17 protein-coding genes and 1 pseudogene are annotated in these 22,648 nt (G+C 70.5%); 6 read left to right on the top strand and 12 right to left on the bottom strand.

The features are described 5' to 3' along the window. Position 1: 1 nt before the first annotated feature. The 4 genes from KSO98_RS10910 to KSO98_RS10895 form a co-directional block, all read right to left on the bottom strand. Complete coding sequence (locus KSO98_RS10910; RefSeq protein WP_225285590.1) at positions 2 to 361, bottom strand: sterol carrier family protein; 360 nt, start codon at positions 359 to 361, stop codon at positions 2 to 4. After that, positions 346 to 2,157, bottom strand: coding sequence for a glycosyltransferase 61 family protein (locus KSO98_RS10905; RefSeq protein ID WP_225285589.1), 1,812 nt, complete (start codon positions 2,155 to 2,157; stop codon positions 346 to 348). Before KSO98_RS10905 ends, KSO98_RS10910 begins: the two co-directional genes overlap by 16 nt. Positions 2,158 to 2,266: 109 nt before the next feature. Then, complete coding sequence (gene purL, locus KSO98_RS10900; protein ID WP_225285588.1) at positions 2,267 to 4,534, bottom strand: phosphoribosylformylglycinamidine synthase subunit PurL; 2,268 nt, start codon at positions 4,532 to 4,534, stop codon at positions 2,267 to 2,269. A gap of 75 nt (positions 4,535 to 4,609) precedes the next feature. Beyond that, positions 4,610 to 5,152 (bottom strand): TetR/AcrR family transcriptional regulator, encoded by a 543-nt coding sequence (locus tag KSO98_RS10895; protein WP_225285587.1) that lies wholly within the window; start codon positions 5,150 to 5,152, stop codon positions 4,610 to 4,612. Between the two features lie 167 nt (positions 5,153 to 5,319). On the opposite strand from KSO98_RS10895, the pseudogene KSO98_RS10890 reads away from it, so the two are divergent. Together KSO98_RS10890 and KSO98_RS10885 are read left to right on the top strand one after the other, a co-directional pair. Next, positions 5,320 to 6,546, top strand: a pseudogene (locus KSO98_RS10890) (MFS transporter); the annotation flags it as partial. Between the two features lie 298 nt (positions 6,547 to 6,844). Further along, positions 6,845 to 8,272 (top strand): glycoside hydrolase domain-containing protein, encoded by a 1,428-nt coding sequence (locus KSO98_RS10885; RefSeq protein ID WP_225285586.1) that lies wholly within the window; start codon positions 6,845 to 6,847, stop codon positions 8,270 to 8,272. A 63-nt stretch (positions 8,273 to 8,335) separates the two neighbouring features. Here KSO98_RS10885 and purQ read toward each other — a convergent pair whose 3' ends face one another. Next, on the bottom strand, positions 8,336 to 9,004 hold the full coding sequence (gene purQ / locus KSO98_RS10880; protein WP_225285585.1) for a phosphoribosylformylglycinamidine synthase subunit PurQ: 669 nt from the start codon (positions 9,002 to 9,004) through the stop codon (positions 8,336 to 8,338). Continuing rightward, entirely contained in the window at positions 9,001 to 9,243 is a 243-nt protein-coding gene (purS, locus tag KSO98_RS10875; RefSeq protein WP_225285584.1) for a phosphoribosylformylglycinamidine synthase subunit PurS, read from the bottom strand. Before purS ends, purQ begins: the two co-directional genes overlap by 4 nt. A gap of 30 nt (positions 9,244 to 9,273) precedes the next feature. Here purS and KSO98_RS10870 point away from each other — a divergent pair, with 30 nt between their 5' ends. Further along, the gene (locus KSO98_RS10870; RefSeq protein ID WP_225285583.1) at positions 9,274 to 9,786 is read left to right on the top strand and encodes a YflT domain-containing protein; all 513 of its coding nucleotides are present in this window, start codon (positions 9,274 to 9,276) and stop codon (positions 9,784 to 9,786) included. A gap of 83 nt (positions 9,787 to 9,869) precedes the next feature. On the opposite strand, the gene KSO98_RS10865 is transcribed toward KSO98_RS10870, so the two are convergent. From KSO98_RS10865 to KSO98_RS10845, 5 genes are all read right to left on the bottom strand, one after another. Then, positions 9,870 to 11,447, bottom strand: coding sequence for a long-chain-fatty-acid--CoA ligase (locus KSO98_RS10865; protein WP_225285581.1), 1,578 nt, complete (start codon positions 11,445 to 11,447; stop codon positions 9,870 to 9,872). A 34-nt stretch (positions 11,448 to 11,481) separates the two neighbouring features. After that, positions 11,482 to 12,204 (bottom strand): TetR/AcrR family transcriptional regulator, encoded by a 723-nt coding sequence (locus KSO98_RS10860; protein WP_225285579.1) that lies wholly within the window; start codon positions 12,202 to 12,204, stop codon positions 11,482 to 11,484. Positions 12,205 to 12,215: 11 nt separating this feature from the next. Next, a complete protein-coding gene (locus tag KSO98_RS10855) occupies positions 12,216 to 13,925 on the bottom strand; it encodes an aldehyde dehydrogenase family protein (protein ID WP_225285578.1) in 1,710 nt (569 codons plus the stop codon). A 32-nt stretch (positions 13,926 to 13,957) separates the two neighbouring features. Continuing rightward, positions 13,958 to 15,058 carry an oxygenase MpaB family protein gene (locus KSO98_RS10850; protein ID WP_225285577.1) on the bottom strand — a complete coding sequence of 367 codons (1,101 nt, stop codon included), beginning with the start codon at positions 15,056 to 15,058 and terminating at the stop codon, positions 13,958 to 13,960. Positions 15,059 to 15,166: 108 nt separating this feature from the next. Then, complete coding sequence (locus KSO98_RS10845) at positions 15,167 to 16,075, bottom strand: phosphoribosylaminoimidazolesuccinocarboxamide synthase (protein ID WP_225285576.1); 909 nt, start codon at positions 16,073 to 16,075, stop codon at positions 15,167 to 15,169. 86 nt (positions 16,076 to 16,161) lie between these two features. On the opposite strand from KSO98_RS10845, the gene KSO98_RS10840 reads away from it, so the two are divergent. After that, positions 16,162 to 17,133, top strand: a complete 972-nt coding sequence (locus KSO98_RS10840; RefSeq protein WP_225285575.1) for a sulfotransferase family protein — start codon at positions 16,162 to 16,164, stop codon at positions 17,131 to 17,133. Between the two features lie 265 nt (positions 17,134 to 17,398). Here KSO98_RS10840 and KSO98_RS10835 read toward each other — a convergent pair whose 3' ends face one another. Continuing rightward, positions 17,399 to 18,295 carry a hypothetical protein gene (locus KSO98_RS10835; protein ID WP_225285574.1) on the bottom strand — a complete coding sequence of 299 codons (897 nt, stop codon included), beginning with the start codon at positions 18,293 to 18,295 and terminating at the stop codon, positions 17,399 to 17,401. A 217-nt stretch (positions 18,296 to 18,512) separates the two neighbouring features. Here KSO98_RS10835 and KSO98_RS10830 point away from each other — a divergent pair, with 217 nt between their 5' ends. After that, entirely contained in the window at positions 18,513 to 19,859 is a 1,347-nt protein-coding gene (locus KSO98_RS10830; RefSeq protein ID WP_225285573.1) for a S8 family serine peptidase, read from the top strand. A 156-nt stretch (positions 19,860 to 20,015) separates the two neighbouring features. Next, positions 20,016 to 22,646 (top strand): putative bifunctional diguanylate cyclase/phosphodiesterase, encoded by a 2,631-nt coding sequence (locus KSO98_RS10825; protein WP_225285572.1) that lies wholly within the window; start codon positions 20,016 to 20,018, stop codon positions 22,644 to 22,646. Positions 22,647 to 22,648 lie beyond the last annotated feature (2 nt).

Below are 22,648 nucleotides of genomic sequence, written 5' to 3'. Positions count from 1 at the left end.
GTCAGCCGAGCGGGAGGTACTGCGCGAGGTCCGTGCGCTCGCCACTGGCGCGCACGGTCCCCGCGGCGAGCGCCTCGTCCCAGGTCAGCGTGCCGGTGGCGACCGAGATCCACGTGGCCGCGTCGGTCTCGATCACGGCCGGCGGCGTGCCGCGCGTGTGGCGTACGCCCTCGATGCACTGCACGGCCGCGAACGGCGGCACCCGGATCTCGACCGACTTCCCCGGCGCCTTGGCCTCCATCAGCGCGAGGTAGTGCTTGGTGAGGAGCTTGAGATCGGCCTTCGCAACCGTGCCGGCCTCGACGCGCGCACGCGCCGCGGCCACCTCCTCGCGGGCGGCAGGTCTCAGTCGTGCAGCCACGCCACGCACTCGTCGAGCAGAGCCAGGTCGACCTCGAAGTCCGAGGACATCGTGGCGGGGCCCTCGCCGACGGCGCGACCCTGCAGACCGCGGTAGCGCGCGCCGTCCTTGTGGCAGGTGATGTCGTAGAAGTAGTCGTGCGGCATCGACTCGGTCGCCAGGGTCAGCACCTGGACGCCGGCCGGGCTGAAGGCCAGGTTGGTGAAGGCCGCGCCCATGTTGCCGATGACGTGCGTCGCTCCCTTGAACACCGCGATCTGCTCGCGCAGCGACAGGGTCTCCGGGCGCACGAGCTGGTAGCCGAGCGGCGCGAGCCGCTCCATGACGGCGTCCTCGTTGACCAGGCGCCGCCGGTCACCGCCGTTGCGCGAGAGGTAGATCCGCTGCTGCGCACCGGCCTCGACCTTCTCCGCGAGCGCCTCCAGGAAGCGGATCGCGAACGGGGTCTTGGTCACCGGGTGGCGGGTGATGGTGCCCGGCACGACGAGCTGGTCGAAGCGGTGGGCCTCGCCCTGCGAGAGGAACTCGACCTGGTCCTCGCCGATGCCCGCGAGCTCCAGGGAGTCGAGCACCACCCGGCGCATCGGGCTGTCGTCCTCGCGCTGGTTGACGACGAAGGCGCACTCGGCGAGGTCGAACTGGCCGGCGAGCAGCCCGACCTTCGGCAGCGCGTCGACCATCCAGTGGCCGTAGTTGGCGTCCCAGGTCTGCTTGAGCAGCACCCGCGTCCGGCCATCGGCGCGCGGGGGCAGCTCGACCGGCACCCTCTTCCGCTCGAGGACCCACTCGCCGTCGTCGGTGCGGAACAGCCCGGAGGTGCGGCGGATGTTGCGGGCGCAGTTCATCGTCTCGTCGAGGAGCACCCGGTCGGCGGTCGCGGTCGGCGCGGCACCGTAGACCGTGACGTTCTCCAGCAGACCGCTCCACGCCGGCTCGACGACGACCGGCGAGTCCGCGACCAGCTCGTCCAGCAGACCGCTGATGCGAGGGGAGGCCCCCACGACCTCGGCCGGGATCCGGTCGTAGGCGCTGCCGACGTCGGTCGACCAGATCCGACCGGGCTGCTCGCGCACGCTGCCGACGGTGAACCGCGGCTGGGGGTAGCGCTTCTTGTGGACGATCACCGAGTGCCGCAGGAAGACCATCGAGTCGATCGTCTCGCGGCAGTACGCCTCGAAGTCGTCGATGGCCGGGTCGGCGAAGTCACTGCCGGTCAGACCGCTGGCGAGCTCGGCGGCGAAGTCGTACGCCTTGGCGCCGCCGTCGCGACCGTAGACCGGGATGTAGCGACCGAAGCTGGTGTGGATGTCCTCGATGATGAAGGTGCCGCCAGGGGCCAGGTGCGGCCAGAACGCACGGAACGACTGGATCTGGTGGTGCCACTGGTGCGAGCCGTCGTCGATGACGACCAGCGGGCGCTTGCGCGCCAGCGACCGGAGCAGCTCCGGGTCGCCCTGGTCGCCGATCCGGATCCGGATCCGGTCGTTGCGGAAGCGGCGGCAGGACCGGTTGATGTCGACGCCGATGATGCGGGCGCGGGAGAAGAACTCCTCCCACATCTTGAGCGAGGCGCCCTGGTGGACGCCGATCTCGATGAGGAGGAAGTCGCGGTCACGCAGGTGCGACAGGTTGCGCTCGTAGACCCCGAGGTAGTCGTGCATCGTGGAGGCCTTGTCGGTGCCGGTCGAGAGCCCGATCTCGTTGAGCGAGCGACGCGGCGCGGCCGGAGCTGCCGGCTCCTGGGACGAGCGACCGAACAATCCGCGGATCCGGTCTCCGACAACACGGGCACTCATCACGGTGGCTTGGCTCCTTGGATGGGGTCGGGCAACCGCGCCAGAATAGACGCACGCCCGACCCGGCGAGCCGGATCGGGCGTGTTGTCTTGATGAACGATCGGAGCGATCAGGCCATGGCGGCCGGGATGGGCGCCTTCCAGGCGGCGGTCAGCTCCGCGAGCGGGATCGAGATCTCGCCGGCCTCGGTGGACAGCGTGTACGCGTCGCCGCCGGTGGCGCCGAGCTCGTTCAGCGCGATGCCGTACTCGTCGGCGGCGGCGACCAGCGCGGCCTCGTTCTCGCCGGTGACCGTCACGATCACCCGAGCGACCGACTCGGAGAAGAGTCCGACGAACGCGTCGCCCTCGATCTTCACCTCGACGCCGATGCCGGAGACCATGGCGGGCTCGGCGAGGGCGTGCATGAGGCCGCCGTCGGAGAGGTCGTGGGCCGAGGAGATGACGCCGACCAGATCCTTGAGCAGCTTGGCCAGGCTGGCCTCGGCGGCGAGGTCGACCTTCGGCGGCAGACCGCCGAGGTGGCCGTGCACGACGTGCGCCCACTCGGAGCCGGAGAGCTCCTCGCGGGTCTCGCCGAGCAGGAAGATCTTCTCGCCGGCGGCCTGGAACTTCGACGGGGTGCGCTTGGTGACGTCCTCGATGAGGCCGAGCACGGCGACGACCGGGGTCGGGTGGATCGGGGTCTCGCCGGTCTGGTTGTAGAGCGAGACGTTGCCGCCGGTGACCGGGATGCCGAGCTCGAGGCAGGCGTCCTTGAGACCGCGGCAGGCCTCCGCGAACTGCCACATCACGTCCGGGTCCTCCGGCGAGCCGAAGTTGAGGCAGTCGGAGATGGCCAGCGGGGTCGCGCCACCGGTGGCGACGTTGCGGTAGGACTCAGCCAGCGCGAGCTGCGCGCCGGCGTACGGGTCCAGCTTGGCGTAGCGGCCGTTGGCGTCGGTGGAGAGCGAGACGCCGACGTTGCTCGACTCGTCGACGCGGATCATGCCCGAGTCGGACGGCTGCGAGAGCACGGTGTTGCCGCGGACGTAGCGGTCGTACTGGTCGGTGATCCAGGACTTGTCACACAGGTTGTCCGAGGCGACGAGCTGGAGGATCTGGGCGCGGAGCTCCTCGGCGCTCGCGGGGCGCGCGAGCGCCTCGGCGCCGTCGGCCTGCAGCGCGTCCTGCCACGACGGGCGCGCGTACGGGCGCTCGTAGACCGGGCCGTCGTGGGCGACGGTGCGCGGGTCGACGTCGACGATGGTCTCGCCGTTCCACTCGATGACCAGGCGGCCGTTGCCGGTGACGGTGCCGATGGTGGCGGCCTCGACGTCCCACTTCTTGCAGATCGCGTAGAAGGTGGCCTCGTCCTCGGGGGCGATGACAGCCATCATCCGCTCCTGCGACTCGCTCATGAGGATCTCCTCGGGAGCGAGCGTGGAGTCGCGCAGCGGCACCTTGGTCAGCTCGACGTGCATGCCGCCGTCACCGGCCGCGGCCAGCTCGGAGGTCGCGCACGAGATGCCGGCCGCGCCGAAGTCCTGGATGCCGCGGACGATGCCGGAGGCGAACAGCTCGAGCGTGCACTCGATGAGCAGCTTCTCCATGAACGGGTCGCCGACCTGGACCGAGGGGCGCTTGGCCGGGCCGTCCTCGTCGAACTCGACCGAGGCGAGGATGGAGGCGCCGCCGATGCCGTCGCCTCCGGTACGGGCGCCGTACATGATGACGAGGTTGCCGGCGCCGGACGCCTTCGCGAGGTGGAGGTCCTCGTGCTTGAGGACGCCGACCGCGAGCGCGTTGACGAGCGGGTTGCCCAGGTACGAGGCGTCGAAGACGGCCTCGCCGCCGATGTTCGGCAGGCCGAGGCAGTTGCCGTAGTGGCCGACCCCGGAGACGATGCCCGGCAGCACGCGGCGGGTGTCGGGCTCGGTGAGCGGGCCGAAGCGCAGCGGGTCCATCACAGCGACCGGGCGCGCGCCCATCGCGAGGATGTCGCGGACGATGCCGCCGACGCCGGTCGCGGCGCCCTGGTGGGGCTCGACGTACGACGGGTGGTTGTGCGACTCGACCTTGAAGGTGACCGCGAAGCCGTCACCGATGTCGATGACGCCGGCGTTCTCGCCGATGCCTGCGAGCATCTTGCCCGCCGGGGTCTCCTGCGGGATCTCACCGAACTGGCGCAGGTGCACCTTGGAGGACTTGTACGAGCAGTGCTCGCTCCACATCACGGAGTACATGGCGAGCTCGGCACCGGTCGGGCGCCGCCCGAGGATGCGCTTGATCTCGGCGTACTCGTCCTCCTTCAGTCCCAGCTCGGCCCACGGCTGCGAGCGCTCGGGGTCGGCGGAGGCGTTGGTGACGGTGTCAAGGACGGGCTGCGCGGCGGTCACGGGCGCAAATCTATCCGCGACTGCGCCCTGGGACCGACTCGGCGAGACGCGCCGTCCGGTGCGTGGACCCCTCGGTCAGGCGAGCAGGCCGTCGGCGACGACGGCGAGCAGCGGGTCGACCGCCTCTGCGTCGAGGCTCGCGGTGTCGGCGACGGTGGCGACCCCGCCGATCAGGCGGGCCATCTGGACGGGCTCGATGCCGGGCCTGAGGGCGTCGCCGAGGCGCTCGATCACCTTCGCGTTGGCCGCGGAGAGGACCTGGCACTTGGTCCGGATCGGGGAGTCGGGGTCCCCCATCGCCGAGGTGATCTTGGCCGGGGAGCCCTTGTAGCTGCTGACCAGGCCGACGTAGGTGCGGAACCAGTCGAGCAGCACCTCGCGGGAGTCGCCCTCGTGGGCGAGCGCCTTCTCGGTGGCGACATCGACGCCGTCGGCCCACGCCTGCATCACCGCGTCGTGCAGATCGTCGCGGCTCGGGAAGTGCCGGTAGAGCGTGCCGGCGCCGACGCCGGCCTTCTTGGCGATCTCGTCGAGGGGGGCGTCATAGCCCTTCTCACGGAAGACCTGGCGCGCGACCTCGACGATCTTGTCGCGATTGCGCTGCGCATCTGCGCGCATCGGTCCTCATCACCTTTCTGTTCGTGCCTCCGGGAATGGATCGAAGGTGCTGTGACGCTACACCTTGCAAAACGGAGACACTCTCCGTATTGTCTTCAACGTAACCGGAGTAATCCTCCGCTAAGTCTACGTCGGTCTGCAAATGACCAGAACAGGACTGATCACCCATGTCTTCCCAGCTGCTCTCGCGCGACCACACTCGCGCCGCCGGCGTGGCGCCGGAGCCGGTGAACCCGGCCGCCCCGACGCCCCGCAACCGCGCCATCGCGCTCTTCCTCATCCTGCTCGCACAGCTCATGCTCACGCTCGACGCCACCGTGGTGAACGTCGCGCTCCCGGACATCGCCGTCGGGCTCGACTTCACCGCTGCCGGGCTCTCGTGGGTGCTCAGTGGCTACACGCTGGCCTTCGGTGGCCTGCTGCTCCTCGGCGGCCGCCTCGGTGACGTCTACGGCCGCCGCATCTTCTTCATGGTGGGCCTGGGCGTCTTCGTGGCCAGCTCGCTGGCCGGTGGCCTGGCGGTCTCGCCGGCGATGCTGATCGCCGCCCGCGCCCTCCAGGGCGTCGGCGCCGCGCTCGCGGCCCCGAGCGTGCTCGCCCTGATCACCACGACCGCGCCCGATGAGGCCGCCCGCAACCGCGGGCTCGCGGCCTTCACCGCGGTCTCCTCGGGTGGCGCCGCGATCGGGCTCATCCTCGGGGGCGTCCTCACCGACCTGCTCGACTGGCGCTGGACGATGTTCATCAACGTGCCGATCGGCATCGCGGTGATCGCGCTCGTCCCGCGCTTCGTCGGTGAGACCGCTCGCCGCCACGGCCGCTTCGACGTCGTCGGTGCGATCGCCGCCACCGGCGTCGCGGTCTCGATCGTGTGGACGCTGCTCAAGGCGCCCGACTTCGGCTGGGGCTCGATCCAGACGGTCTCGGGCTTCCTCGTGGCCGCCGCCCTGCTCGCCCTGCTGGCCTGGGCCGAGACGCACCACAGCCACCCGCTGCTGCGCCCCGCCCTGCTCCAGGACCGGCACCGCGTCGCCGCGCTCGTCACGATGGCCGCGCTCTACGGCGGCATGCTCGCGACGTTCTTCCTGCTGGTGCAGTTCCTCGAGGACGACCTCGGCTTCAGCCCCCTGATCGCGGGCCTGGCGTTCCTGCCGATGCCGCTGTCGGTCTTCACCATGTCGCGGGTGACCCCGCGTCTCGTACGCCGCTTCGGCCCCGCCCCGCTCGTTATCGCGGGCTCGGTCGGCGTCACCGCGGCGATGACCTGGCTCTCGCAGCTGTCCGGGGCCGACGGGTACCCGTGGGCGATGCCGGCGATGTTCGTGATGGGTCTCTCGATGGGCACCGCCTTCATGCCGATCTCGGTGATCGTGCTCGGCGGCGTCGAGCCGGAGCACGCCGGCTCGGCCTCGGGCCTGCTGCAGACCATGCAGCAGCTCGGCGGCTCGGTCGGGCTCGCGGTGGTGGCCTCGGTCTATGCGGCCCACCAGGTCACGGGCGACTTCCTGCACGGGGCGCACTACGGCTTCATCGCCGCAGCGGTCCTGGCGGGCATGGCTCTCATGCCGGCGCTCACCCAGGTGATCCGGCGCCGTCCGCCGCAGGGTGTGCTCGCGCTCGTCTGTATATCTCCACACTCAATCCCGTCGTTCTGTTACCGATGTGACTGTTGTGACTTACAGTGCTGTGGCCATGTCTGTCCTGCCCCGCGCCTCCCGCGCCCTCGCCGTCGCACTGCTCGCCTCGCTGCTGGCAGCGCCCTCGGCCGTCGCCCGGACGAGCACCTCGCCCAGCCCGTCACCGACCGCGTCGGCGACGCCGACGCCCGGGCCGGTCATCGTGAACCCGGCCAATCCGGCGACGCCGGGCAACCTCACCGGCTACGGCTTCGACCAGTGCAACGCGCCCAGCCAGAGCGCGATGGACGCCTGGATGGCCGCGTCGCCGTTCCTCGCCGCCGGCATCTACATCTCCGGCAACTCGCGGGCCTGCAAGGTGCAGACCAACCTCACCCCGACCTGGGTCGCCAACCAGCTCGCCCGGGGCTGGCACCTGCTGCCGATCACACTCGGGCCGCAGGCCAGCTGCAGCACCCGCTTCCCGCGCTACGGACCGAAGATCGACCCGGTCATCGACGCCACCAGGACGTCGACCGGCGCGTACGCCAACGCGACCGCGCAGGGCAAGCTCGAGGCCGACCGGGCCCTGGCAGCCGCGGCGGGTCTCGGCATCGTCCCGGGCAGCACGCTCTTCTACGACCTCGAGGCGTACGACGTCAGCAAGAAGGCGTGCAAGGAGTCCGGGCTCGCCTTCCTCTCGGCATGGACCGTCGAGATCAAGGCCCACCGCTACCTCTCCGGCGTCTACTCCAGTGCCGGGTCCGGCCTCAAGGTCCTCGACCAGGCCCGTGCCGCGGGCGCCGCGTACGCCTATCCCGACCAGATCTGGATCGCGGACTGGAACGGCCGCGCCGACACCGGTTCGACCTACCTCTCGCCGTCCGGCTGGGCCATCCACCAGCGGGTGCACCAGTACCAGGGCGGCCACAACGAGAAGTGGGCCGGCGTCACGATCAACATCGACCGCAACTTCCTCGACGTCGGGCGGGGCAGCATCGCCTCAGCCGAGACGCACTGCGGCGGCGTGCCGGTCGACTTCGCGAGCTACCCCAAGCTCACCCCGCCGGCCACCGGCGCGAAGGTCGACGTCACCCTGCGTCCGTACGTGAAGGCGCTCAAGTGCGTGATGAGCGAGCGCGGCGGCTACACCGGGCGGATCAACGCCAAGCTGGGCAAGGGCGCGGTCGCGGCGATCACCGCCTGGCGCGGCGCCCACGGCGCCAGCACGACCTCCGCGGTGTGGACCAAGAAGCTGTGGCTCACCCTCTTCGCCAGTGGCGCGCGCCAGACGATCAAGTACGGGTCGACCGGCCCGTCGGTCCGCGACCTGCAGCGCGCGCTGCTCACCACCGCTCAGACGCCCCGGCCGCTGGCGATCACCGGCGTCCTGGACAGCAGCACCCAGGCAGCCCTGGTCGCCTACCAGAAGGCGCACGGGCTCAGCTATCGCGGCGTCGCGGGCACCAGCACCTGGAACGCGCTCGGCTCCGGGGTTCGCTGAGCACTGCAAGCAGAAGAGCCCGCCGCGTCATCGACGCGGCGGGCTCGTGCTGTCAGCGCTGGGTCAGGCGAAGGCCTGCTCGACGAGCGAGCTGAAGAAGCCGAGCCCGTCGGTGCCGGAGCCGGTGAGCTCCTCGACGCCGTGCTCCGGGTGGGGCATGAGGCCGACGACGTTGCCGCGCTCGTTGCAGATGCCGGCGATGTCGTTGATCGAGCCGTTCGGGTTGACCTCGAGGTAGCGGGCGACGACGCGGCCCTCACCCTCGAGACGCGCGATCGTCTCGGCGTCGGCGACGTACTGGCCCTCGCCGTTCTTCAGCGGGACGACGATCTCCTGGCCCTGCGCGTACGCCGAGGTCCACGGCGTCGAGGCGTTCTCGATGCGCAGCTTCTGGTCGCGGCAGACGAACTTGAGGTGGTCGTTGCGCAGCAGGCCGCCGGGCAGCAGGTGCGACTCGACGAGGATCTGGAAGCCGTTGCAGATGCCGAGGACGGGCATGCCCTTCTGGGCCGCCTCGATGACCTCGGCCATGACCGGCGAGAAGCGGGAGATGGCACCGCAGCGCAGGTAGTCGCCGTACGAGAATCCGCCGGGCAGGACGACCGCGTCGACGCCCTTCAGGTCGTGGTCGCCGTGCCAGAGCGGGATGGCGTCGTTGCCGCCGAGGCGGACGGCGCGAGCGGCGTCGACGTCGTCGAGGGTGCCGGGGAAGGTGACGACCCCGACCTTCACTGCTCGACCCGCACGACGTAGTTCTCGATGACCGTGTTGGCCAGGAAGGTGTCGGCGATCTTCTCGATCTCGGCGAGCAGCTCGTCGGTCACCTCGGCGACCTCGAGCTCGAAGCGCTTGCCCTGACGGACATCGCTGATCCCGGTCAGACCGAGACGCGGGAGCGCGCCCAGGACGGCCTTCCCCTGCGGGTCCAGGATCTCAGGCTTGGGCATGACGTCGACGACGACTCGAGGCATGGCGGGATCCTATCGGGCACACTGGCAGGCATGAGCAATCCTGCCGCCCAGTCCGCGCTCGCCAAGGCGGCCTTCCGCCTGCAGTTCCCGCAGTCGCTGGCCGTCTACGACGACTACGCGACCGCCCAGAAGACCGTCGACTTCCTCTCCGACGAGGGCTTCCCCGTCCAGAACTGCATGATCGTCGGTACGGACCTCAAGCAGATGGAGCGCATCACCGGACGGCTCACCACCGGCCGGGTCGCCCTCAACGGCGCGCTCTCCGGCATCTGGCTCGGCCTCTTCGTCGGCCTGATCTTCTCGTTCTTCGGCAACCCCGACCACGTGCTCGCCGAGATCATCTCCACGATGATCCTCGGTCTGGTCTTCGGCGTGATCTGGTCGCTGCTGGGCTTCGCGATGCAGCGCGGCCAGCGCGACTTCTCCTCGGTCTCCCAGGTGATCGCCACCAAGTACGAGGTGCTCGTCGAGCACAAGGTCGCCGCCAACGCCCGCGAGATCCTCGCCAAGCTCCCCGGCGCGCTGCCCAACCCCTTCGCCTGAGGTCGAGAGGTCACTTTCGGAGGGTCGAGTGTCCAGTCACGTGGACACTCGACCCGCGAGAAGTGACCTCTCGACCGGCGTGGTCAGCTGAGCTCGCGCTTGAGGATCTTGCCGGTCGCCGTCATCGGCAGTGACGGCACGATCGCGACCTGGCGCGGGTACTTGTAGTTCGCCATGTTGTCCTTCGACCAGGCGATGATGTCGTCCTCGGTGGCGGTGGCGCCGGGCTTGAGGATGACGTACGCCTTGATCTCCTCGCCGTGGACCTCGTTCGGGACGCCGATGACCGCGGCCAGCGAGATCGCCGGGTGGGTCAGCAGCACCTCCTCGATCTCGCGCGGATAGACGTTGTAGCCGCCGCGGATGATCATGTCCTTGGTCCGGTCGACGATGTAGTACCAGCCGTCGGCGTCACGGCGGGCGAGGTCGCCCGTACGGAACCAGCCGTCCGCGCTGATGACGGCCGCGGTCGCCTCGGGGCGGTTGAAGTAGCCCTTCATCACGTTGTGGCCGCGGATCGCGATCTCGCCGACCGCGTCCTCGTCCCACGCGATCGGCTCCCAGCTGTCGGGGGTGATCAGCTCGAGCTCGACACCCTTGACGGGCTTGCCGATCGATCCCGGGCGGGCCGGCTCGCCCCACACGGAGAACGCGGCGACCGGGGAGGTCTCGGACAGGCCGTAGCCCTCGAGGATGGTGACGCCGAAGCGGGCCTCGAACTCCTTGTGGATCTCGACGGGCAGGGCCGAGCCGCCGGAGACCGCAGCACGCAGGTTCCTCTTGAGCTCGGCGACGTCGACCGTGTCGTCGAGCGCGCCGAGCAGCCCCCAGTACATGGTCGGGACCCCGCCGAAGAACGTGACCTTCTCGCGGAGCATCAGCTGCAGCGCGGTCGCGGCGTCGAAGCGCGGCAGCATCACCATCGTGCCGCCGTAGGCCAGGATGCCGTTCTGCATCACGGTGAGGCCGAAGACGTGGAAGAGCGGCAGCACCACCAGCGCGGTGTCGGGCCGCTCGGCGCTGGCGGCGAAGGACGTCTCGCCGAGGAGCGCGTTGTCGCGCAGGTTGCGGTGACGCAGCTCCGCGCCCTTGGGCTGGCCGGTCGTGCCGGAGGTGTAGAGGACGACCGCGGTGTCCTCCTCGTCGGTCTCGACCGTCTCGAACGCCGGCGCCTGCTGGCCGATCGCACCGAAGAGCGTCTCGGCCCCCTCGATCGGGGAGGCGGCCATCGGGTCGGCGGTGATGACGAAGAAGTGCTCGCAACCCGCGGCCTCCTGGAAGCCGGCGTAGCCCTCGGCGCCGGTCGGGAGGTCGGCGGTGCCCTCGAAGCAGAAGTAGGCCTTCGCCTCGGAGTCGCCCAGGTGGTAGGCGACCTCACGGCCCTTGAGGAGCACGTTGAGCGGAACGACGGTGGCGCCGGCCTTGAGGATGCCGAAGAAGATGATCGTGAAGTACGGGGTGTTCGGGCTGGTCAGCGCGACCTTGTCGCCGGGCTTGATGCCGCGGGCGACCAGGGTGTTGGCGACCTGGTTGGCCAGGGCGTTGACGGTGCCGTAGGTGAGCCGGGTGTCGCCGATGACGATCGCATCGCGCTCGGGGTGGGCGGCAGCGCCGCTCTCCAGCAGGGCAGACAGGTTGTACGACGCCACGGTCGCCTCCATCAGTCGTTCGAACAGGTGCGGTTCTGGATGAAACCTACTGGCCGGTCACATCGGCCAGGAACGTGTCCATCAAATCCATCGCTGCCTCCGCGAGCGGTAGCTCGGGGTCCAGCCGCAGGCCGAGTCGCCGGGCCTGGAGCACGATCTGTGCGGTGATCCAGGTGGCGAGCAGCTCACCGAGATGGGCGGCGCCGACCTCGCGGTACTCGCCCTCGCGCCAGCCGGTGACCGCGACCCGGACCTGGCCGATGATCCCCACCGAGAGGAGCCGGATCTCCTCGTTCTGCAGGGAGGTGAGCCGCACGCCGCCGATCTCCGCGACCTGCTCCACCAGTCCGCTGAGGAACAGCGCGTACGACCCGATCGCCCTCGACAGCTCGCTCGGCTCGCCGTCCCCGACCTCGCGCTCGATCAGCGCGTGCAGCCCAGGATGGCCGTCGACCCACTCGATCGTCGTGCCGACGATCTGAACCGCGATGTCGTGCAGGCTCGAGCTCAGCTCGACCGGCTCGCCGATCAGCGCGAACGCCTGCTCCAGGACGTCCGCCTGGACGGCCCGCAACAGGCCGACCTGGCCGCCGAAGTGCCGTTGCACGACCGTACGGACCAGGCCGGCACGTGCGGCCACGTCCTGCAGGCGCAGCTCGGCGCCCTGGGGCGCCTCCTCGACGACGGCGATCGCCGCGTCGAGGATCAGGCGTCGGCGCTCCTCCCGGTGGCCGTTCCACCGGGAGTGGCGCCCGTCGCGCTGTGGCATCACGACCAGCGTCAGCCGCGCATCGCGGGCGGGACGACCTTGAGGACGCCCAGCCAGGTGCGTTTTCCGGCGAGCGCGGCCAGTGCCTTGCCCACGGTCGCGGACGTCTTCGCCGTCACGAACCACGGCGGCCGCGGCGCGAGCGTGAGCTCGCCGCTGAGCACCGAGGCCGGGAACATGTGAAACGGGCCGCTCACGACGGTCTTCTCCACGTGGTCCATCAGATGCGTGTTGTGCACGACGCCGATGCCCGAGCCGACCGCGTCGAGCGTATGTCCCGGATACGCGCCCCAGGTCGCCCCGCCGAGCAGGAAGGCCACGCCGCTCCAGACGTTGATGCCGACCGCGCCGTACTTGAGCTCGGCGACGAGCTCGTCGAAGCGCTCACCCATCGCCTTGATGTCCTTCGGGTGGACGATGACCGAGCCGCCCAGGGTCCCGTCGAGACGGTCGTTGGCGAAGTCGACAGCGTTCGCGAGGAAGTCAGCGCCCGTGCCGGGGAGCTCGGTGATGCCGAGGACGGCCGCGAAGTACTCGCCGTCGTAGAGCTCGCTGGGCGACTCGTCCTTCATGGCGACCAGGACCGCGCTGCCGACCTGCTCGGCGTCGGCACCGTAGGTGGCCTTCGCCCGGTCGATGCTGGCCTGGCCGTTGGGGTACCACGGCGAGCGCGGAGTGATCTCCTCGAGCACGCCCCGGATCTCGGCGAGGAAGGCGTCCTTCTGGTCCCAGTCGGCCGACAGGATCAGCGCCTGGCCGCCGATGCAGTTGTGGCCGGCGTTGTGTAGACGCTGGGTGACGACATGCTCGGCCTGGAAGCGCAGGTCGCCCTTCGACCACGTCCCGGGGACCACGATGATCGGCGAGACCCCACCGAGCTCGGAGGTCATCTCCTTGCTGAGCTTGGGCGTGCCGGCGGCCTTGTTCCTGGCGCCCTCATCGCCCGGGCCCCACACGATCGCGTCGTGCGTACGACCGGAGCCGGTGATGTGGACATGGCTGATGCCCGGGTGGTCCGCGAGGTAGCCGCCGACCTCGGCGCCGCCGTTGACGATGCGCAGCAGGCCCGCCTCGATGAGCGGCGCGAGCGCCATCTCGTACACCGGAAGGAGGTGCTGGAAGGTCGGGTTGAGCTTGAGGATGCTGACCCGGTTGTACGCGACGAGCTCGTAGGCGATGTCGAGCGGCCCGATCGCCGAGATGTTGCCGGCACCGAGGACCAGGCCCACGCCGCCGTTCTCCCCGACGCGCTTCGCGCCGAGGCCGGCGTCGGCCTTGGCCTGCTCGGCGGTGACACCCGGCTGGAGCCAGACCTCGCCGACGAACCCGTTGAAGAGCAGGTTGTCCTTGAGATCGCCCGGCAGGATCCGGACACTCACGCGGCCACCGGGCGCGGTGCCGAGCTTGCGGCCCTCGATCGCCGACCGGCCGTGGGCGAGCAGGTGCAGGGTGTCGGCGTACTCGCCCAGCATCGGCGCGACCGCGGCGGGACCGCTCATCCACTCCTCACCCTCGAGGCTGCCCGAGGGCACCTGCTTGGCCGACGTCGCGGCGCCGGCCCAGATGCCGGCCGTCGCGGCCACGCTCTTCTGGGTCGCGCGCAGGATCTGGGCGCGCTCGTGCAGGTCCATGCCCGCCCAGGTCTTCGCCCCGGCGGCGAGCTCGGCCACCATCTCGTCGAGCTCGGCGTGGGTCGGCGTGCGCATGTCTTGCTGGGTCATCTGTGTGCTCCTCAGGTCTCGGGTGGCCGGGCTCAGTTGGCGAGTGCGCCGCCGCGCTCGCCGGCGGTGTCGAAGGCGAGGATCTGGTCGTGGTGGTTCTGCTCGTACGCCTTGATCTTGCCCGCCTCGCGAAGCTCGAGCTGCTCGGCGTAGATCTCGGCCGGCGTCCGGTAGCCGAACTCCTGGCGGGCCTCGTCGACCTCCCAGACCTTGTCACTGAGCGGCGCGATCCGGTGGAAGTACGGCGCGATCACGGGGTAGGAGCGCGGCGTCATCGCCTTCATGATGCGCAGCACCAGCGGCGTCATCCGCCACAGCGCGGTCAGGACCGGCCTGAGGGTCGCGATGACGACCGCGTCGGTGGCCGCGCTCTGCGGCACCCCGCCCATCTCCCGCATCCAGTGCGGCATCGTCGCGATGATCGCCTTGCGGATGTACATGTTGAACGGGATCCGGATGTACGACGGCACCCAGTCCGGCAGCGAGGAGCGGTGCATGTTCGTCAGGAAGTCGAACATGTCGATGCTGATCTCGGAGGCGATCATCCGCGGGCGGAAGGACTCGAAGTAGGCGGTGACGTCCTCGCGGGTGCGCGGCATCGCGTCGGTGCCGATCGTCTGGAAGCGCGCCGCGGTCACGCACTCCTGCCAATAGCTCGCCTCGTCCTCAGCGGAGAGCTTGCCGGGGCCGAACATCTCGTAGCACTTGAGGATCGAGTGCCAGGCGGTCAGGTGGATCCACGTCTGGGAGTCGGGGTCGTTGGCCGCGAACTCGCGGCCGGTGACCGGGTCGGTGCCGACGGAGCGGGAGTGGATCCTCATCAGGATGTCGGACGACCTGAGCACCGACTGCGCGTCGCCGTAGAGGATCGTCGCGAAGTACTGCATCGTCCGGTCGTAGCGCAGCGGGGTGCGCTGCTTGACCTGGCCGGTTGCGGCGACGGCGGCCGCGAGGTCGGGGTCGAGGTGCTCGATGGTCACCGCACGGGCGAAGCCGATCAGCGCCGAGGAGGGGTGGGACCAGACATGGCGCGCCACCGAGTCGGGAGCGAAGAAGCCGTGGTCACGCATCGGCGCCACGGCCTCGCGGTCATCGACAGCACCGGCGCCGTACGGCTGATGGGACTCGGACATGGGGCCTCCTGCGGTGCGCGGATGTTACCGGTGCTCTGCGCACCGGTAACAAGAGTAAGCGCTACACCGCGACCCGTATACCCCTAGCTGGAGCGACGGCCCGGCCCGTCAGAACCGCTCGCCGGTCAGGCGCTCGTACGCCTCGATGTAGCGCGCGCGGGTGCGCTCGATGATCTCCTCCGGCAGGGCCGGCGGGCGCTGGCCGCTCTTCTTGTCCCAGCCGGACTCCGGCGAGAGCAGCCAGTTGCGGACGATCTGCTTGTCGTACGAGGGCTGGGCCTGGCCCGGCTTCCAGTCCGCGAGCGACCAGAAGCGGCTCGAGTCGGGGGTGAGGACCTCGTCGGCGAGCACGATCGTGCGCGTGCTGTCCGCGGCGATCCGCGCGCCGAACTCGAACTTGGTGTCGGCGAGCATCAGCCCGACACCGCGTGCGATCTCGTCGGCGCGGGTGTAGATGTCGAGCGTCAGCGCCCGCAGGGCGTCGGCATCCGCAGCGCCGACGACGCCGACCACCTGGTCGTACGAGACGTTCTCGTCGTGATCACCGACGGCGGCCTTGGCCGCCGGGGTGAAGATGGCCTCCGGCAGGCGGTCGCCGTCGACGAGGCCGCCGGGGAGCTCGATGCCGCAGACCTGGCCGGTGGCGTTGTAGTCGAGGAGACCCGATCCGGTGAGGTAGCCGCGGGCGACGCACTCGACCGGGAACATCGCGAGCTTCTCGCAGATCACCGCGCGGCCGGCGACGGCGGCCGGCACATCGGTCGAGATGACGTGGTTCGGGACCACGTCGGCGAGCTGGGCGAACCACCACGACGACATCCGGGTGAGGATCTCGCCCTTGTCCGGGATGGTGGAGTCGAGCACGTAGTCGAAGGCGCTGATGCGATCGCTGGCGACCATGAGCAGTCGGCCGGCGTGCGCGCCCTCCGTGATCTCGTAGAGATCCCGGACCTTGCCGCTGTGGAGATGCGTGGTGCCCTCGATCGCAGGGGCGGGGGGAATGTTCAGCTCAGCCACGGGCACAGCCTAGGAGATCGGCACTGGCCAGCCGTCTTTCCCAGTTAGTAGACTGATTCACACTACTTAACCTCGGGGGCCCTCCCATGACTGTCAGCTCACGCGCACCTCGCCCGGACTTCCTCATCGTCGGCGCGCCCAAGGCCGGCACCACCGCGCTGCACAGCGCCATCGCCCGCCATCCCGACGTCTTCATGACCTCCCCCAAGGAGGCCAAGTACTTTCTGTGCGACGACGCGCCGCCGCCGCACTGGCGCGGTCCCGGCGACAAGCACTCCCAGCAGGAGTGGATCTGGCGACGCAGCGAGTACGAGGCGCTCTTCGCCCCCGCGCCCGCGCACGCGCTGCGCGGCGAGTCGACGCCGTTCTACCTGTGGAGCCGCGGGGCGCACCGCCGGATCGCCTCGATGCTGCCCGAGGTGAAGCTCATCGCCGTGGTGCGCGATCCGATCGATCGGGCCTACTCCAACTGGATGCACCTGTGGTCCGACGGCCTCGAGCCGGTCGCCGACTTCACCACCGCCTTCGGGATGGAGCGCGCCCGGATCGAGGGCGGCTACGCGCCGTTCTGGCACTACCGGGACCTCGGCCTGTACGGCGAGCAGCTCCAGCACCTGTACGAGTACGTGGATCCCGAGCGGGTGCTGGTGATGCGCTACCGCGAGCTGATCGACGACCCCGCCGCGGCAGTCGATCGGGCCTGCTGCTTCCTCGGCCTCCCGCCCGGCCACGTGGGGGAGATCCCGGTCGACAACGGTCGGCTCTACGCCGAGCCGGGCTGGCGTACGCGCACGGTCGGGCCCGTGGTCCGCGGCGGTGCGTGGCTCGCCCAGTTCGCCCCTCCGCAGGTGTGGCGGCGCGCGGCCCCGGCGCTCATCCGTCAGCTGCGCGGCAGCGGGGCGGCGCACCGTCCCCTGCTCGCCCCCGAGCAGCGCGCCGCCCTGATCGACGTCTTCGCCGAGGACATCGCGCTGCTCACCGAGGTGACCGGCCAGGACTTCGCCCAATGGCTGTCACCGGAGAGCCGGGGCTCCTTCCGCCAGCGCGCGACGGCCTGACCCCCGCCGACTCGGCCCTCACGCACCGCTGACTCGGCCCCCGCGCACCGCCGAGTCGGCCCTTACGCACCACCGACTCGGCCCCCGCGCACCGCCGACTCGGCCCCCGCGCACCGCCGACTCGGCCGCGCGCACCAGCATGCCGGAGGGCCAAGTCGGCCGTGTCCGAGGGCCAAGTCAGGCGTGCCGGAGGGCCAAGTCGGCCGCGCCGGAGGGTCGGGTCGGGCGTGCGGGAGGGCCAAGTCGGGCGTGCGGGAGGGCCGGGTCAGCGGAGGACGGTGATGAGGTCGTGGGCGCCGTCGGGGCGCGCGGCCTCGACGTAGTAGCGGATCCGGCCGCCGGGGAGAGGGACCGCTGCGGCGTATCGGAAGGCGCCGTCGGAGTGGGGCGAGGTGATCGTCGCGACGCCGACGTCGGGGACCAGGCGGTTGCCGTCCCACTGGGCCAGGCCGGTGGTCTCGTACCAGTTGGAGGCCGCATCGGCGCGGCCGTCGTAGAGGAACAGGCCGTTGCCGATCGGGGTCGTGACCCGAGCGCCGCGCTCGTCCCACTCCCCCGGACGCCCGGACAGCACGACGCCGTGGTCGGTCCAGTCGAGGCCGTCGGGCGAGGTCAGGCGACGCGAGGTCATCCGGTCCTCATGCCCCGGCTCGGTGAGCGGGTGGCAGCACAGCCACATCTCCCAGGCACCGGACTCGGCGACGGTGATGACCGGATCCTTCACCGCCGTCTCGTCGTCGCCGGGCAGCACGACCTGGCGACGCCCGCTCGGCAGCTCCTCGGGCGTCGCCGCCGTGAGGCTGTCGACCCACCAGTGCTTGGAGTCCCAGGTCGCGCAGGAGAGGTAGAGCCGCCACCCGCCTCCCTGCGCCGCCGGGATCGGGAGCAGGACGGGTCGCTCGAGCGACTCGCAGTCGAAGGTGTCGCGGCTGACCTCGGCGACCGTCTCGAACTGCACCCCGTCGCTCGAGCGCGCGATGTCGACGGTGACACCACGGCCCTCGGCGAGCGGGCGCCGATTGCGCCAGGTCAGCCAGAAGACGCCGTCGACCAGGACGGCGCTGGCCGCGCCGGCCCAGTTGCCCGGGCCGACGCCGGGCGCGGGCACCACGACCTCGGCGCCGTCGTACGAGGGCAGCGTGGACAAGGTGGTCGTCGACATGCCCACTACCTTAGTCGATTCCGAAACTCGACATTCGGCGTGGCCGTCGCCACACGTGGTCCATAGTCGGGACCTACCGCCCGGTTCTTGGGACCTCCCTGGGCCGGTCCAGACCTCTAAAATCTACTAGCGCGGCCGATAAGTGCAGCGACGACGCGCACCCCTTCCCCGCAACCGTGTAGATGCCCCCGGCACCTGGACGCATAGAGAGGCTGTCATGCCCCCTCGTACTCTTCGGCCCCGACTCGCCGTCCCCCTCCTCGCCGCCGCAACGCTCGCCCTCGGCGCCACCGCGCCTACGGCCTCCGCGGCACCGGTCACCGCATCCATCTCCCCCGCCCAGGCCGCCTGGGGCGCCAACAGCCACGAGGCGTCGGCGGTCTATCCGCAGGTCGACGGCGCGCCGAGCGCCTGGCGAGCCGGCATCAACGGCCGCGGCGTGAGCGTCGCCGTCGTCGACACCGGTATCGACGACTCCGGCGACCTGGCCGGCAAGGTCATCGACGGCTTCGACTTCTCCGGCGAGGGCGACTACACCAAGGACTCCTACGGCCACGGCACCTTCGTCGCCGGGACGATCGCTGGCTCCGGCGCAGCATCGGGCGGAGCGATCAAGGGCGTCGCGCCCGGCGCGAACCTGGTCTCGCTCAAGGTCGCCGGCGCCGACGGCAAGACCGACCCGGTCCGGGTGATCTTCGCGATCGAGTGGGCGATCGCCCACGCGAAGGCCGACAACATCCGCGTCCTCAACCTCTCCCTCGGCGGCGAGTCGACCCAGAAGTGGGCGAAGGACGCGCTCGACGGCGCGGTCCAGGACGCGTGGCGCGCAGGGCTCGTCGTCGTCGTCGCCGCGGGCAACAACGGCACCGCCGGCATCCCGCATCCGGCTGACGACCCGTTCGTCGTCACCGTTGGTGCGGCCGACGACGCGACCACGGTCACTCGCGACGACGACACCGTCGCCTCCTTCTCCTCGACCGGTCCGACCGCGGACGGCATCGCCAAGCCGGATCTGGTCGCCCCTGGTGCGCACCTGGTGTCCACGCGCTCGCCCGGTTCCACCGTCGACGTCGCGCACCCGCAGTCGCGAGTGCTGGACGGCTACTTCCGCGGCTCCGGGACGTCGTTCGCGGCGCCCCAGGTCGCCGGTGCGGCGGCGCTGGTGCTCCAGCAGCGCCCGAACCTGAGCAACAACCACGTCAAGAGCATGCTCACCCGGACCGCGGCGCCCATCGCCGGCGTCAACCCCACCGTCCAGGGCGCCGGCGAGCTCGACATCGCCGCACTGCTCGCTGCCAACCCCCGCAAGCCGGCCAACACGGGGGTCAAGATCTCCGCAGCGTCCATCGCGATGGTGCGCTCGCCTGGCGCCCTGCTGCGGACCCTGTTGCAGTACACGTACTCGTGGGACACGTACTCCTGGGACACGTACTCCTGGGACACGTACTCCTGGGACACGTACTCCTGGGACACGTACTCCTGGGACACGTACTCCTGGGACACGTACTCCTGGGACACGTACTCCTGGGACACCTACTCCTGGGACAGCGACAGCTGGAACTGATCCATCCGTGAGGCGGCTCGTACGGCCACTGCGCCCTGCGAGCCGCCCGCAAAGAGAGATGCCCCCGTATTGAGCACCGTTGAAGGCAGCGATCCTGCCGTGGGCCAGGCGCCCTCCTACGCAGGCAGAGCCCTGACGCCGGCCGGCGTCAGGGCTGTGTGCCTCGCGGTTGCTCTCGCGGCCGTCGCGGTCGGTGTCGCGGTGGGCGCCGCCCAGGACGGCCGTGCGATCGCGCATCCGTTCACGTTGCTCTGCATCACCGTTCTGCTGTCATACACCCACGTGCGAGCGACACGGGTCGTCTACAAGGGCCAGGTCGTCGCCACCCAGCTCGACGAGGCGCTGTTCGTGCCGATGGTCCTGCTGCTGGGTCCGATCGAGGTCACCCTCGCCGTCGCCGTGGCCTCGCTGGTGGGCAACCTCGCTGCGCGACGGACGCCGACGAAGCTCCTGTTCAACGTGGGCCAGAACGTGCTCTCCTTCCTCATCGGGTACGGCATCGCTCGGCTGGGCGGAGCCGAGGTCGGCGCCCCCATCACAGCCGTGGCGCTGACGGCCGCGACGATCGGAGGGCTGGCAGTCGCGGCGTCCTCCAACATCGCGGTGGCCCTGATCGTCCGGCTGGCCACCGGCCGCCCGATCGCCAGCGGGCTCCGACGCCAGGTCACTGCCCGCGGCGCCCACTCGTTCGGAGGGCTCTTCCTCGGAGTCCTGGCCGGCGTCGCGGTCCGGGCGCACCCCGTGACCGCGATCCCGGCCGTCGGAGTCGGCCTGATGGCCGAGCGGGCGTACGTCATGGTCACCATCCAGCGGCACGCCCGGCTGGCCGCTGAGGCGCTCCAGGACCTGGTGGTGGCGATCCGGAACTCGACCGATGCCGACGACATCCGCGTCCAGGTGCTGGCCGCCGCGCCACGCATCGTCCCGGCCCAGGCGGTGCGACTCGTGGAGGCGGGTGAGCCGGAGGCTCCCCACGCGCTGCGTGCCGCGATCAGCGACCACGTCGAGCTCGAGGTGAGCGAGCGGATCGGCGGCGACCATTGGCACGAGGAGGAGCGCTCCGCGCTCGACACCCTCGCCACCGTGGCCTCGGCCGCGCTGCGCAACGCCCAGCTCCTCACGCATCTGTCCGCCATCACCGACAGCCAGCGCGAGAGTGTGCTGACGATCGACGCCGCCGGCGTGATCACCTTCGCCAACCCGGCGGCCCGACGGCTGATCCGGTGCGCCGAGCCGCTGGGCCGGCCTGCGGCCGACGTCTTCACCATGACCCGCGACGAGGGGGCGGTCGACCTGTCCGCCCTGGTCGGCGCGGACGGCGGCCTGGTCGACAACGACGCGACCCTCGTCGCCGGGCGGGGCGAGCGGGTGCCGGTCGCGTTCACCGCGACGCCCCTGACCACCGCGCAGACCGGTGCGGTGCTGGTCATCCACGAGATCACCGAGCGCAAGGCGTTCGAGGAGAAGCTCACCTACCTCGCCTTCCACGACCCGCTCACCCACCTGCCCAACCGGCGGCTCTTCGAGGACCGGCTCGACCACGCCCTCGCGCGCGCCGAGCGGCTCCCGACGCGGCACGCGCTGCTGATGATCGACCTGGACCGCTTCAAGCTGGTCAACGACTCGTACGGCCACCCGGTCGGCGACTCGCTGCTGATCAAAGTCGCGGCCCAGCTGCGCCGCACCCTGCGTCGCGAGGACACCTGCGCGCGGATCGGTGGCGACGAGTTCGCGATCCTGCTCGAGGACATCACCGACGTCGCCTACGCCGTCGACGTCGCCCAGCGGATCCTCGCGACCCTGGCCGAGGGCAGCACCGTGGACGGGCACGAGGTCTTCGTCAGCGCCTCGATCGGCATCGCCACCACCGACCAGGCATCGACCCGCGACGCGCTGATCGCAGCGGCCGACACCGCCGCCTACCTCGCCAAGGAGGGCGGCAAAGGACAGCACCAGGTCTTCACCCCCGAGACCGCGGCGAACCCCCGCGCGCGCCTCGAGCTCGAGCGCGCCCTGCGCCGTGCCCTGGAGAACGGCGAGCTCGAGGTCTACTACCAGCCGCTGGTCGACACCGTCACTCGCGAGGCGATCGGCGCCGAGGCCCTCGTGCGGTGGAACTCACCCGACGGGCTGGTCGAACCGGCCCGCTTCATCCCGCTCGCCGAGGAGACCGGCCTGATCGTGCCCCTCGGCGCCTGGGTGCTCGAGGAGGCCTGCCGGCAGGCGCACGAGTGGACGCTCGCCCGGCCCGAGCTGCCGCCGATCGAGATCGGCGTCAACCTCTCGGCCCACCAGCTCTCCCGGGCCACCTTCGTCGAGGAGGTCGACGCGGTGCTGCGCCGGACCGGCCTGCGCCCGGAGCAGCTGTGCCTGGAGATCACCGAGACCGTGATCATGCGCGACACCAAGGCCTCGATCGCCACCCTCCAGCGGCTCAAGGAGCTCGGCGTCCAGCTCGCGATCGACGACTTCGGGACCGGCTACTCCTCGCTCTCCTACCTGAAGCAGTTCCCGGTCGACGTGGTGAAGATCGACCGCGCCTTCCTCGCCGGCCTGGGCGAGAGCGCGGTCGACACCGAGATCGTGACCGCTGTCATCCGGCTCACCGCCGCCTGCGGCATGACCGCGGTGGCCGAGGGCGTCGAGACCGAGGAGAACCGTCTTCTCCTGGAGGAGATGGGCTGCCCGATGATCCAGGGCTACCTGATCAGCCGCCCGGTCCGGGCCTCGGCGTTCGCCGCCTTCTGGTACGACAACACGTCCCCGCTGGTCCCGGTCCAGCGCTGACG

It is taken from the genome of Nocardioides nematodiphilus, assembly GCF_020216525.1.
Lineage (GTDB): Bacteria > Actinomycetota > Actinomycetes > Propionibacteriales > Nocardioidaceae > Nocardioides > Nocardioides nematodiphilus.
Note: the sequence above shows the minus strand (reverse complement) of the source record. Positions and strands in the feature narration are given on the sequence as shown.